The 12,696-nt window shown below is 68.0% G+C and carries 11 protein-coding genes, 2 rRNA genes and 1 riboswitch (1 of these 14 running past the window's edge); of the genes, 1 reads left to right on the top strand and 12 read right to left on the bottom strand.

The features are described 5' to 3' along the window. Positions 1 to 59 precede the first annotated feature (59 nt). A riboswitch (glycine riboswitch) is annotated at positions 60 to 167 on the bottom strand. Between the two features lie 122 nt (positions 168 to 289). After that, a complete protein-coding gene (locus tag ACMATS_RS32115) occupies positions 290 to 637 on the top strand; it encodes a PRC-barrel domain-containing protein (protein ID WP_414169861.1) in 348 nt (115 codons plus the stop codon). Here the strand turns inward: ACMATS_RS32115 and ACMATS_RS32110 are convergent. The 12 genes from ACMATS_RS32110 to ACMATS_RS32055 form a co-directional block, all read right to left on the bottom strand. Continuing rightward, a complete protein-coding gene (locus ACMATS_RS32110; RefSeq protein WP_414169860.1) occupies positions 583 to 1,977 on the bottom strand; it encodes a DNA polymerase IV in 1,395 nt (464 codons plus the stop codon). The genes ACMATS_RS32115 and ACMATS_RS32110 overlap by 55 nt on opposite strands. 67 nt (positions 1,978 to 2,044) lie before the next feature. Continuing rightward, positions 2,045 to 2,686 carry a MerR family transcriptional regulator gene (locus ACMATS_RS32105; RefSeq protein ID WP_390776131.1) on the bottom strand — a complete coding sequence of 214 codons (642 nt, stop codon included), beginning with the start codon at positions 2,684 to 2,686 and terminating at the stop codon, positions 2,045 to 2,047. A gap of 169 nt (positions 2,687 to 2,855) precedes the next feature. Next, positions 2,856 to 3,329 carry a bifunctional nuclease family protein gene (locus ACMATS_RS32100; RefSeq protein ID WP_045933737.1) on the bottom strand — a complete coding sequence of 158 codons (474 nt, stop codon included), beginning with the start codon at positions 3,327 to 3,329 and terminating at the stop codon, positions 2,856 to 2,858. 51 nt (positions 3,330 to 3,380) lie between these two features. Next, positions 3,381 to 4,118: a MerR family transcriptional regulator gene (locus tag ACMATS_RS32095; protein WP_414169859.1), complete on the bottom strand. Its 738-nt coding sequence runs from the start codon at positions 4,116 to 4,118 to the stop codon at positions 3,381 to 3,383. A 16-nt stretch (positions 4,119 to 4,134) separates the two neighbouring features. Further along, entirely contained in the window at positions 4,135 to 4,980 is an 846-nt protein-coding gene (locus ACMATS_RS32090; RefSeq protein WP_390776133.1) for an FHA domain-containing protein, read from the bottom strand. A gap of 130 nt (positions 4,981 to 5,110) precedes the next feature. Further along, positions 5,111 to 6,004 carry a DUF881 domain-containing protein gene (locus ACMATS_RS32085; RefSeq protein WP_391156335.1) on the bottom strand — a complete coding sequence of 298 codons (894 nt, stop codon included), beginning with the start codon at positions 6,002 to 6,004 and terminating at the stop codon, positions 5,111 to 5,113. 5 nt (positions 6,005 to 6,009) lie between these two features. After that, positions 6,010 to 6,342 carry a small basic family protein gene (locus ACMATS_RS32080; RefSeq protein WP_004947174.1) on the bottom strand — a complete coding sequence of 111 codons (333 nt, stop codon included), beginning with the start codon at positions 6,340 to 6,342 and terminating at the stop codon, positions 6,010 to 6,012. Next, complete coding sequence (locus ACMATS_RS32075; protein WP_390776135.1) at positions 6,339 to 7,235, bottom strand: DUF881 domain-containing protein; 897 nt, start codon at positions 7,233 to 7,235, stop codon at positions 6,339 to 6,341. The genes ACMATS_RS32080 and ACMATS_RS32075 overlap by 4 nt, the downstream gene beginning before the upstream one ends. 90 nt (positions 7,236 to 7,325) lie before the next feature. After that, a complete protein-coding gene (locus ACMATS_RS32070) occupies positions 7,326 to 9,821 on the bottom strand; it encodes a mannose-1-phosphate guanyltransferase (RefSeq protein WP_336416952.1) in 2,496 nt (831 codons plus the stop codon). A 77-nt stretch (positions 9,822 to 9,898) separates the two neighbouring features. Beyond that, positions 9,899 to 10,489, bottom strand: coding sequence for a CDP-alcohol phosphatidyltransferase family protein (locus ACMATS_RS32065; protein WP_390776137.1), 591 nt, complete (start codon positions 10,487 to 10,489; stop codon positions 9,899 to 9,901). A gap of 157 nt (positions 10,490 to 10,646) precedes the next feature. Next, positions 10,647 to 10,763: ribosomal RNA gene (gene rrf / locus ACMATS_RS32060) — 5S ribosomal RNA — on the bottom strand. 74 nt (positions 10,764 to 10,837) lie between these two features. Then, positions 10,838 to 12,696 (bottom strand): 23S ribosomal RNA (locus ACMATS_RS32055); it runs 1,266 nt beyond the window's last position.

Raw genomic sequence — 12,696 nt, 5'->3', positions numbered from 1 at the left:
TCGGTGAGGAAGGGCTCGGAGTACTGCCGGACCGGACCCGCCCTGCTTTCCAGAGTGGCCTCGTCCGTGCGGTACGGGGTGCCTGAGAGATTCCGGGGAGGATTTGCTCCTTCGGCGCCTCCGGGACCGCCCCTGGGGGCATCGGAGGACTCTCCCGCACAGGGTCTGCGGCCACTGGCCAGCCTACCAGCGAGAATTTGCCCACGGGAGCGCCCAAGTGGCCGCTTCCCGCTTTGTGGCTTTTGGTTGGTGGCAGGTGCGCCAGGCGGGAGGAAACAGGAGGAAGGCCGTGCAGACGGACGTCGACCCCCGGAGCCTGATCGGCCGCAAGGCCTTCGACCGCGACGGCATGCGGATCGGCACGGTGGACGAGGTGTACCTCGACGACGCGACCGGCGAGCCGGAGTGGGCCGCCGTGCGCACCGGGCTGTTCAGCCGCGACGCCCTGGTGCCGCTGCGGCCGAGCCGGGCCGACGGCGAGGGACTGCACGTCCCCTACGAGCGGGCCCTGATCAGGAACGCCCCGGACATCGGCGCCGGCCGCCACCTCTCCCCCGAGCAGGAACTGCGGCTCTACCGGCACTACGGGCTCGCCATCCCCCCGGACGACGGCGCCTCCGGCGCGTCCGGCGGCTGATCCTCCGCGGGCCGGACGAGCGGCAGCGGATCGGCGTGCTCCAGCGCCGGGTCGTCGACCGCGAACGTGCGCACCCTGCCGGGCTCTTCGGACCAGGGCTCCTCGAAGCGGACCGTGACCCGGCCGACGCCGCTGCCCTGGACCCAGCCGGCCCCGAACTCCGCGTGCCGCACGTCCAGCCCCGGCAGCCACTGGCGGGGCCGTGCCGTCTCCTCCGCGGCCTCCTCCTGCTCCCGCTCCGGCGCCTCCCCGCCCTCGGCCGTGCCGCCGGCCGCCTGGGCGAAGAGGTCCTCCTGGGTGTAGTCCGCGAGCCCGGAGACACCGACCCCCAGCAGCCGCACCCCGGCCGTGGTGTCCACCCCGTCCAGCAGCCGGGCGGCCGCCTCCCGCACGACCACGGGATCGTCCGTCGGCCCGCGCAGCGTCTCCGAGCGGGTGAGGGTCGAGAAGTCGTAGCGCCGCACCTTGATGACCACGGTGCGCCCGCTGCGGCCGGCGCCGCGCAGCCGCCGCACGCAGCGGTCGGCGAGGCGGGCGAGCTCCAGCTGCACCCGGGTGCGGTCGGTGAGGTCCTCGGCGAAGGTGTCCTCCACGGACACCGACTTGGCGTCCCGCTCCGCGACGACGGGCCGCTCGTCGCCGCCGGTGGCCAGCACGTACAGCCCGCTGCCGTGGGCCTTGCCCAGCAGCCTCACCAGCTCGTCCTCACCGGCCTCGGCGATCTCGGCCACCGTGGTGATCCCGGCGCGGCGCAACGTTTCGGCAGTGGCGGGGCCGACGCCCGGAATGGCGCGCACCGACATCGGGCCCAGGATCTCCTGCTCGGTGCCGGGCTCTATGCACACCAGGCCGTCGGGCTTCGCCTGCTCGGAGGCGATCTTCGCCATCATCTTGGACCCGGCGAGCCCCACCGACCCGCTGAGCCCCGTGGCCGCCCTGATGTCACGGCGCAGCCGCTCGCCCACGGCCCGCGCGGCGGCCGAGGAGGGCTCCACTCCGCCCGCCTCCAGGTCCACGAAGGCCTCGTCCAGACTCAGCGGCTCCACCAGCGGCGACAACTCTCGCAGCAGCCCCATGACCACCTCGCTGACCTGCCGGTACAGGGTGAACCGCGGGGTGAGGTAGGCGGCGTTCGGGCAGAGTCTGCGGGCCTGGGCCGTCGCCATCGCCGAGTGGACCCCGAAGACCCGTGCCTCGTACGAGGCCGTGGCCACCACCCCGCGGGGGCCGATGCCGCCGACCACCACGGGCTTGCCGCGCAGACTGGGCTTGGACGCCTGCTCCGCCGAGGCGTAGAAGGCGTCCATGTCCAGGTGCAGGATCGTCGGCGCTCGTCTCACAGCACGATGCTGCCGCACCCCACTGACAATCGCGCCGGCCCGTGGCGGAGCCCCGCCGGGCTGCCGGTCAGCCGGCCCGGTTGCGGCGGCGTGCCAGCTCGTCGGCGGGGTTGTGGCCCGCGAGCGTCTCGCCGGTGTCCACGCGCTCCCCGTGCAGCTTCGCGAGCGCGCTCTCCACGTCGCGCCAGACGACGCCCACGGCGATCCCGAAGACGCCCTGGCCGCCCTGGAGGAGGTCGACGACCTCGTCGGGCGAGGTGCACTCGTACACCGTGGCGCCGTCGCTCATCAGCGTCATCTGCGCCAGGTCGGCCATCCCGCGCGTGCGCAGGTGCTGGACGGCGGTGCGGATGTTCTGCAGGGACACCCCGGTGTCCAGGAGCCGTTTGACGATCTTCAGGACGACGACGTCCCGGAAGCTGTAGAGCCGCTGGCTGCCCGACCCGTACGCGGGCCGCACGCTGGGCTCGACGAGCCCGGTGCGCGCCCAGTAGTCGAGCTGCCGATAGGTGATGCCGGCGGCGGCGCACGCCGTCGGCCCCCGGTAGCCGATGTTCTCCGTGCCGCCCGAGGGCACCGAGCCGTCCGAATCCCGCCCCCGCGGAGTGGTGACCGCCATCGCGGCGGGATGACGGGGCACCGGTTCGACCGTTCCCCCGTGCAGCGGATACGGACTGCCGACCGCTGTACCGTCGCCCGTGCTTCTCACGCCGACCTCCGTCCTTGACCTGCCTTCTCGACGGTAGGCAGTCGCTCGGGGTGCGTCAACGATCGCCACACTCGGCACGCCGAGTGATAATCACCCTGAGAGTGGTTTTACGTGTCCGTGTAGCGGGAAAAGCTACTCGAATGCGCCGCGGCGACCCGCGCGCACCGCCTCACTGGCTGTTGGTGCCGAAGTCCTCCGGCGAGATCTGGTCGAGGAACTCGCGGAACTTCTCCACCTCGTCCTCCTGCTCGTCCGGGATCGCGATGCCCGCGTCGTCGAGCACCCCGTCGCTGCCGTAGATCGGCGTCCCGGTGCGCAGCGCGAGCGCTATGGCGTCGGACGGCCGGGCGCTGACCTCCACGCCGCTGGCGAAGACGAGCTCCGCGTAGAACACCCCCTCGCGCAGGTCCGTGATGCGGACCTCCGAGAGCTGCTGTCCGACCGCGTCCAGCACGTCCTTGAAGAGATCGTGGGTCAGCGGGCGGGCAGGAGCCATGCCCTGCTGGGCGAAGGCGATCGCCGTCGCCTCCCCCGGTCCGATCCAGATCGGGAGGTAGCGGTCGCCTCCCACTTCACGCAGGAGCACGATCGGCTGGTTGGAGGGCATTTCCACCCGGACACCCACGACATCGAGCTCGTTCACACAGCAACCCTAGGCCGTGCCCGGCAGGTTTGGGTAGTCGGGCACTCGCCGTCACCGCTCCCGCAGGTGCAGGGCGCTGCGGACGAGGGCCGCGTGGAGCCGTACGGACAGGCCGGCCAGCTCCCGGGCGGTGGCTTCGGCATGGGCCCTGGTCTGCGGATTGCGGTGCCTGCGCAGTGGGGCGACCACTTGTTCGACCAGACCGGCCTCGCGATCCGCGGCGGCCTTGACGGCACGCAGGTGCCGTGGCTCCAGGCCGAACCGGCCCAGATCCGCCACGAGCCGGGCGACGGCCACGGAATCGGCGTCGAATCCACCGTCCGGGTGGGCGACGACCAGGCCGTAGGACTCCCACTCGGCCAGTTCCCCGTCGGTCGCCCCGGCCGCGGCCAGCAGCTCCTCGCGGCCGATCCGCACCTGCGCCGGAGGCGCGGCCTCCTCGCCGGCGAAATCCTCCGCCAGGCCCTGGGCACCGCCGGGCTGCGCGGGCCCGCTCCGGTCCGGGGCGTCCAGCTGCTCCCGGATGACCTTGAGCGGGAGGTAGTGGTCGCGCTGCATCCGCAGCACCTGTCCGAGCCGCTCCACGTCCGCCGTGCTGAACTTGCGGTAGCCGGACGGCGTGCGCTGCGGCTCGACCAGGCCCTCCGCCTCCAGGAAACGGATCTTGGAGATGGTGACCTCGGGGAATTCCTCGCGCAGCACGTTGAGCACCGCTCCGATGCTCAACAGCCGGCCTTCCGCACCAGCGGTACCGGAGGATCCGGTACCGCCCGACGGTGTCCGAAGCATGGCCCTCCCTCGAGGGTCAGATCCCCGCCGCCTGCTGGCTGGCGTAGAAGACCAGGCGGTACTTGCCGATCTGGACCTCGTCGCCGTTCGTCAGCGCGATCTCGTCGATGCGCTCCCGGTTGACGTAGGTGCCGTTGAGGCTGCCGACGTCCGCGACCGTGAACGAGCCGTCCTGCCGGCGACGGAACTCCACGTGACGGCGCGAGACGGTCACGTCGTCCAGGAAGATGTCGCTCTGCGGGTGCCGGCCGGCCGTGGTGACCTCGCCGTCCAGCAGGAAGCGGCTGCCGGAGTTGGGACCGCGGCGGACCACCAGCAGCGCCGAGCCCAGCGGCAGGGCCTCGACGGCTGCCTGTGCCTCCGGGGAGAGCATCGGGATCTGCGTCTGCCCGGTCACCTCGGAGTCGTACGCCTCGAGACCGGAGATGGAGATGGTCGAGGTCGTCTCCGAGGCGCGCTCCGCGACGGCTCCGGGCCGCAGCGGCGCACCGCAGTTGGAACAGAACCGGCTGGCCTCGGCGTTTCGGTGGCCACACCTCGTACAGACCGGCAAGGCAAACCCTCCACCCGCACTTGAGGTCGCTGGTGCCCCGAAACCTATGCGTCCGGCAGCGGCAGGGTCAACAGAAGACGCGCCCTGTCCGCCCGGAATGTCGCTGCCGGGAGCACCCACCTGGTCCCGGAACAGGGGACGCCCCTCCTGGGCGCCCTGATTGCCTTCCACCGGCCCCGAGGCGCGGTGACGGGCGCTGCCGCCGTCCCGGCGTGCGCTCTTGCCGAACAACTTCGCAAACAACTTCACGGGCGATTCCCCTTGACCGAAACAGACCCGCCCGTGGGGCAGGACAAACCCTCGATGCACACACCGTCCGACCCGGACAACCTGACAACGTCCGAGATCACCAGACAGTTTCCATCACGCACCCCGAACCGGGTGCGCCGACCCCCCGCAAGCCCCCGTCCTCCCCGCGGAGCCCCTCTCCTCGCCTGCCTCACTGCGATGACGACCGAGCGTAGTCAGGCCGCTTCGCCGGGCGCAAGGCGTCGACAACGATCTTCTCAGACCGGGAGACCGAGACACCGGCCTGCTCCTTCTCCAGCGTCTGCACCACTCCGCCAGGGATGTTCAGTGCGGGCTCCAGATCCTGGGGCTTGCCGATGACCTTGAACTTATAGGGCTGCGAGACCTTCTTTCCGTCGATCTCCACCTTCCCCGCGGATCCCGAGAAGTAGGTGTTCGCAGCCACCCGGACGTTGTTGATCTGGATCGCCTCCGCACCCGCGGCCCGCAGTTCCTGGATCGTGTCGAGCAGCTTGTCCGGCTCGACCGCGCCCTTGGCGTCGCTCACCGTGAGCTCGATGCCGGGCCCCTCGGCCGCCACCGTACCGGCCAGCACGCCGAGCTGGTCCTCCTTCTGCTCGGTCTGCTTGCGGGCCTCCGCGGCCTGGTTGGAGCTGCTCTCCAGCTCCGCCTTCTGGCTCTCCAGCTTCCGCTTCTCGTCCTCCAGCCGCTTGGTGCGGCTGTCCAGTTCGTCCAGGATCCGCACCAGGTCCTCCTGCCGCGCCCCGCGCAACGCGCTGTTGTCGCTCGTCGTACGGACCTGGATGGCCAGGCCGAGCCCCAGGACGCACAGCAGCAGGGCGACGGTGAGCTGGGCGCGGGTGAACCGCGGCGGCCACAGGCCCTTCGCGAGCCGTTGACGCCCCGTCAACGGCTCGGCCGGAGCCCCGGCTTCCGGCTCCGCTCCCGGCTCCTGCCGGGGGCCGGAACCGGGCTCGGGGGCGGGCTCGGGCGCAGCCTCAGGGGCGGGCTCGGGAGCCTGCGCCTCGGGCTTCTTCGGCTCCTCGGCGGGCTCGGGCTTCTCCGGCGTGTCGTCCGTGCTCATCGGTCTCACGCCCGGAAGACGTGCCGCCGGATGGCGGCCGCGTTGGAGAAGATGCGGATGCCCAGGACGACCACGACACCGGTGGACAGCTGTGCACCCACGCCGAGCTTGTCGCCCAGGAAGACGATGAGCGCGGCCACGACCACGTTGGACAGGAAGGAGACGACGAAGACCTTGTCGTCGAAGATTCCGTCCAGCATCGCCCGGAGGCCGCCGAAGACCGCGTCGAGCGCCGCCACGACGGCGATGGGCAGATAGGGCTCGACCGCCGTCGGAACCACGGGGCGGACCACCAGTCCGACCACGACTCCCACGATGAGGCCCAATACGGCGATCACGATGTGCCCTTGCCCTTCCCTGTGTTCTGCGGCTTTGCGGTACGTACGATCAGGCTCGGCGCGGCCGGCAGCCGGACCTCGTCCTGAGCGGAGATGCTGGCTCTGATGCCGTAGTTCTGCTGCAGAACATGCAGGTACTGACCGTCGGCACTGTCCTGGAACGCAGTGCTCAGCTTCTGCCCGTCCCCGATCGCCAGCACCGTGTACGGCGGCACCAGCGGCCTGTTGTCGACCAGTATGGCGTCACCGGCGGCCCTGATGGCCGACAGCGCCGTCAACCGCTGGCCGTTGACCGCGATCGCCTCGGCGCCGGACTGCCACAGGCCGTTGACGATGCGCTGCATGTCACGGTCGCGCACCCGGCCCGTGTCCGAGAAGCCCTGGTTCTCCCGGGGGTTGCCGCCGCCCGTCGTGGTCTGTTTCGCGTCGTCGACGACCAGTTTGACCCCGGGCCCCTTCACCGCCGTGGCGCCAGCGAGCAGGGACACCAACTCCGCCTGGTCCCCGCCGTGTTTCTCCAGGGCCTCGCGCTGCTTGGCACCGACGCTGTCGCGCAGGGTGTCCACGTTCTTCTGCAACGTGTCGGCCGCCGAGGTCTCGGCGTCGATCCGGTCGATGAGCTGCTGGCGCTCCTTGGCCAGCGTCGGTGCCGATATCCGCGCCTGCGCGGCTCCGATCGTCACCACCACCGCGGCGAGCAGCAGAGCCGCACCGACCCCCAACTTCGCCCGCAGCGTGCTCGGAAGACCCTTGCCGCCCTCCGCGCGCCGGGCGGCCGCCTCGGCATAGCCGTCGTCGAGGCTGTGGTCCATCACATTGGTCAGCAGCGACATCGACGCGTCGGGGCGCGGAGGCGGCGACGACGTGCTCCGAACGGGGGGCTGCTGCGACATGCCGCACATCGTCGCACGTCGGGGGCGCCGTCTCCCAATGGCCCCACCGGCGTGCCGGATCCGGACCGAGGAGACCACGCCCCCGGGAGCTCAGCGCCCGGCGCCGTCCACCACCGCCGACCACTCGTCGAGCAGCGCCTGCGCGGAGGCGTCGTCGGGGCCCTCCGCCCACAGATGGGTCACGGCCTCCGCCGGGTCGGGCAGCACCAACACCCAGCGCCCGTCCGCCTCGACCACCCGCACCCCGTCCGTGGTGTCGACGAAACGATCCCCCGCGGCCTCCACCACATGCCGCATGACCAGCCCCTTGACCGCCCACGGCGTCGCCAGGTCCCGGCGCAGCACATGCGCCCGGGGAATGCGGGCGTCGATCTGGCTCAGCGTGAGCTGCGTCCGGGCCACCATGCCGATCAGGCGCACGAAGGCCGCCGTGCCGTCGAAGACACTGCTGAACTCCGGGACGATGAAGCCGCCGCGCCCGTCGCCGCCGAAGATGGTCGACTCCTGACGGCCCACGCGGGTCAGGTCGTCGGGCGAGGTCGTCGTCCACTCCACCTGTGTGCCGTGGTACGCGGCCACCTGCTCCGCAACCCGGGTCGTGGTCACCGGAAGCGCCACCCGCCCGCTGCGCCGCTCGGCGGCGACCAGGTCCAGCAGGACCAGCAGGGCCCGGTCGTCCTCGACGATCCGCCCGCGCTCGTCCACCAGCGAGATGCGCTCCCCCACCGGATCGAACCGCACCCCGAAGGCCGCCCGCGCCGACGCGACGATCTCGCCGAGCCGCACCAGCCCCGAACGCCGGGCGTCCGCGGTCTCCGTCGGGCGGGCCTCGTCGAGCCCGGGGTTGATGGTGAGGGCGTCCACGCCCAACCGCCCCAGCAGACTGGGCAGGACGAGCCCCGCACTGCCGTTGGAGGCGTCCACGACGACCTTCAGCCCGGCCTCGGCCACCCCGCTGGTGTCCACGGAGCGCAGCAGGGATCCCGTGTACGAGTCGTAGACGCTGGACGGGAAGGACAGGTCGCCGATCTCGCCGGGGAAGGCCCGCCGGTACTCCTGGCGGGCGTAGACCCGGTCCAGCTTGCGCTGCCCGCCCTGGGAGAGATCGGCCCCACGCTCGTCGAAGAACATGATGTCCACCGAGTCCGGAACGCCCGGCGAGGTACGGATCATGATGCCGCCGGCACTGCCCCGCGCGGTCTGCTCGCGCGCCACGGGCAGGGGGACGTTCTCCAGGTCCCGCACGTCTATGGCACTGGCCTGCAGCGCCGAGATGACCGCGCGCTTGAGCGCCCTCGCACCCCGCGAGTGGTCACGGGCGGTGGTGACCGTCGAGCCCTTCTTGAGCGTCGTGGCGTACGCACCGGCAAGGCGCACCGCGAGCTCCGGGGTGATCTCCACATTGAGGATGCCGGAGACCCCGCGCGCGCCGAACAGGTGGGCCTGGCCCCGGGACTCCCAGATGACCGAGGTGTTGACGAACGCGCCGGCCTCGATGGTCTTGAAGGGATAGACCCGGACATTGCCCTGGATAATCGATTCCTCACCGACCAGGCACTCGTCCCCGATGACGGCTCCGTCCTCGATGCGGGCAGCACGCATGATGTCGGTGTTCTTGCCGATGACACAGCCACGCAGATTGCTCTGCTGCCCGATGTAGACGTTGTCGTGGACGACGGCCTTGTGGAGGAAGGCACCGCTCTTCACCACCACGTTGGAGCCCACGACGGTGTGCTCCCGGATCTCGGCGCCGGCCTCCACCTTGGCGTAGTCGCCGATGTAGAGGGGGCCGCGGAGCACCGCGTCCGAGTGCACCTCCGCACCCTCCGCGATCCAGACGCCCGGCGAGATCTCGAACCCGTCGAGATCGACGTCGACCTTGCCCTCCAGGACGTCGGCCTGGGCCTTGACGTAGCTCTCGTGCGTGCCGACGTCCTCCCAGTAGCCCTCGGCGACATAGCCGTAGATCGGCTTGCCTTCCTTCATCAGCTGCGGGAAGACGTCCTGGGACCAGTCCACGGACACATCGGCCCGGACGTAGTCGAAGACTTCCGGCTCCATGACGTAGATGCCGGTATTGACCGTGTCGGAGAAGACCTGACCCCAGGTCGGCTTCTCCAGGAAGCGCTCGACCTTGCCCTGTTCGTCGACGATGGTGATGCCGAATTCCAGCGGATTGGGCACCCGGGTCAGACAGACGGTGACCAGGGCGCCCTTCTCCTTGTGGAAACGGATGAGGTCGGTCAGGTCGAAATCGGTGAGGGCGTCTCCCGAGATGACCAGGAAGGCATCGTCCCTGAGCGCCTCTTCGGCGTTCTTGACGCTGCCTGCCGTGCCGAGTGGCTTTTCCTCGTTGGCGTAGGTGAGCTCCATGCCCAGCTCCTCGCCGTCGCCGAAATAGTTCTTGACGAGGGAGGCGAGGAACTGCACGGTCACCACGGTCTCGGTGAGCCCGTGCCGTTTGAGCAGGCGCAGCACATGCTCCATGATCGGCCGATTGGCCACCGGCAGGAGCGGCTTGGGCATGCTCGAGGTCATGGGGCGAAGGCGAGTCCCTTCGCCGCCGGCCATCACGACGGCCTTCATGTCGGAAGCGTCCTCCTTGAGAGACGACGGTCTTGCCGACTTCGCACCCGAGGGGGCCCGGCTCCAGAGCCGCCAGGTCAGTCGGCCGTGGCGTCCGCCCTGACAAGCCGGCGGACCTGCACCACATAGAGGATCCCTGCCCACCAATAGAGGGTTGTACCCCATCCGGCGAACGCCCATCCGAAAACCGCGGCGAGCGACGACAACCAGCCGTGCCCGTCACTGAGAAGCAGCAACGGGAAGGCGTACATCAAGTTGAAGGTCGCAGCCTTGCCGAGGAAGTTCACCTGAGGCGGCGGGTAGCCGTGGCGCCTCAGGATCCACACCATGACCAGCAGCATCGCCTCACGCGCGAGCAGGGCCAGCGTCAGCCACAACGGGAGGATGTCACGCCAGGTCAGGCCGAAGAGCGTGGAAAGGATGTAGAGCCGGTCCGCAGCCGGATCGAGCAGCCGGCCGAGGCTGCTGATCTGATTCCAGCGCCGGGCGAGCTTGCCGTCGAGGTAGTCGCTGACACCGCTCAGTGCCAGGACCAACAGCGCCCATCCGTCGTGCTTCTGAAGAATCAGCCACAGGAACAGCGGTACGCCGACCAGGCGCGCCATGCTGAGGATGTTCGGGATGGTGAGGACACGGTCGGTCTGGACTCGCGTCTCCTGGACCTCCACCCGGGGGCCTCCTGTGGGGAAATGTACCGACGATACCCCATGACCTTACCCGCAGACAGACCGTGGACGTGCGGTGGGGTGCGGTGAGGGTGCGGGTAAACGCAAGAAAGCCCTGACAGGGAACCGGAGTTCCCCGTCAGGGCTTTCTTCAACATTAGTTCGGCGGCGTCCTACTCTCCCACACGGTCCCCCATGCAGTACCATCGGCGCTGAAAGGCTTAGCTTCCGGGTTCGGAATGTAACCGGGCGTTTCCCTAACGCTATGACCACCGAAACACTATGAAGATATCGAACCGGATGTTCACACGGGTCGTTACTTCAGAACCTACACAGTGGACGCGAGCAACTGAGGACAAGCCCTCGGCCTATTAGTACCAGTCAGCTCCAACCGTTACCGGTCTTCCACACCTGGCCTATCAACCCAGTCGTCTACTGGGAGCCTTACCCCATCAAGTGGGTGGGAGTCCTCATCTCGAAGCAGGCTTCCCGCTTAGATGCTTTCAGCGGTTATCCCTCCCGAACGTAGCCAACCAGCCATGCCCTTGGCAGAACAACTGGCACACCAGAGGTTCGTCCGTCCCGGTCCTCTCGTACTAGGGACAGCCCTTCTCAAGACTCCTACGCGCGCAGCGGATAGGGACCGAACTGTCTCACGACGTTCTAAACCCAGCTCGCGTACCGCTTTAATGGGCGAACAGCCCAACCCTTGGGACCGACTCCAGCCCCAGGATGCGACGAGCCGACATCGAGGTGCCAAACCATCCCGTCGATATGGACTCTTGGGGAAGATCAGCCTGTTATCCCCGGGGTACCTTTTATCCGTTGAGCGACGGCGCTTCCACAAGCCACCGCCGGATCACTAGTCCCGACTTTCGTCCCTGCTCGACCCGTCGGTCTCACAGTCAAGCTCCCTTGTGCACTTACACTCAACACCTGATTGCCAACCAGGCTGAGGGAACCTTTGGGCGCCTCCGTTACCCTTTAGGAGGCAACCGCCCCAGTTAAACTACCCACCAGACACTGTCCCTGATCCGGATCACGGACCCAGGTTAGACATCCAGCACGACCAGAGTGGTATTTCAACAACGACTCCACACACACTGGCGTGCATGCTTCACAGTCTCCCACCTATCCTACACAAGCCGAACCGAACACCAATATCAAGCTATAGTAAAGGTCCCGGGGTCTTTCCGTCCTGCTGCGCGAAACGAGCATCTTTACTCGTAGTGCAATTTCACCGGGCCTATGGTTGAGACAGTCGAGAAGTCGTTACGCCATTCGTGCAGGTCGGAACTTACCCGACAAGGAATTTCGCTACCTTAGGATGGTTATAGTTACCACCGCCGTTTACTGGCGCTTAAGTTCTCAGCTTCGCACACCCGAAGATGCGCTAACCGGTCCCCTTAACGTTCCAGCACCGGGCAGGCGTCAGTCCGTATACATCGCCTTACGGCTTCGCACGGACCTGTGTTTTTAGTAAACAGTCGCTTCTCGCTGGTCTCTGCGGCCACACCCAGCTCACACTGCAAGAGTGATCACCGGACATGGCCCCCCTTCTCCCGAAGTTACGGGGGCATTTTGCCGAGTTCCTTAACCATAGTTCACCCGAACGCCTCGGTATTCTCTACCTGACCACCTGAGTCGGTTTAGGGTACGGGCCGCCATGAAACTCGCTAGAGGCTTTTCTCGACAGCATAGGATCATCCACTTCACCACAATCGGCTCGGCATCAGGTCTCAGCCTCAACGTGTGACGGATTTGCCTATCACACGGCCTACACCCTTACCCCGGGACTACCACCGCCCGGGCTGGACTACCTTCCTGCGTCACCCCATCGCTTACCTACTACAAGTCTGGGTCGTCGGCTCCACCACTTTCCTTCACCCGAAGGATCCAGAACGGCTTCACGGACTTAGCATCGCCTGATTCGATATTGGGCGTTTCAAAGCGGGTACCGGAATATCAACCGGTTGTCCATCGACTACGCCTGTCGGCCTCGCCTTAGGTCCCGACTTACCCTGGGCAGATCAGCTTGACCCAGGAACCCTTAGTCAATCGGCGCACACGTTTCCCACGTGTGTATCGCTACTCATGCCTGCATTCTCACTCGTGAACCGTCCACAACTCGTTTCCACGGCTGCTTCACCCGGCACACGACGCTCCCCTACCCATCCACACACCCGTTAGGGCTATATATGTGAATGACA

The sequence above is a fragment of the Streptoverticillium reticulum genome, from assembly GCF_047456005.1.
Taxonomy (GTDB): domain Bacteria; phylum Actinomycetota; class Actinomycetes; order Streptomycetales; family Streptomycetaceae; genus Streptomyces; species Streptomyces reticulum.
This window is presented reverse-complemented; position numbering and strand designations above follow the sequence as displayed.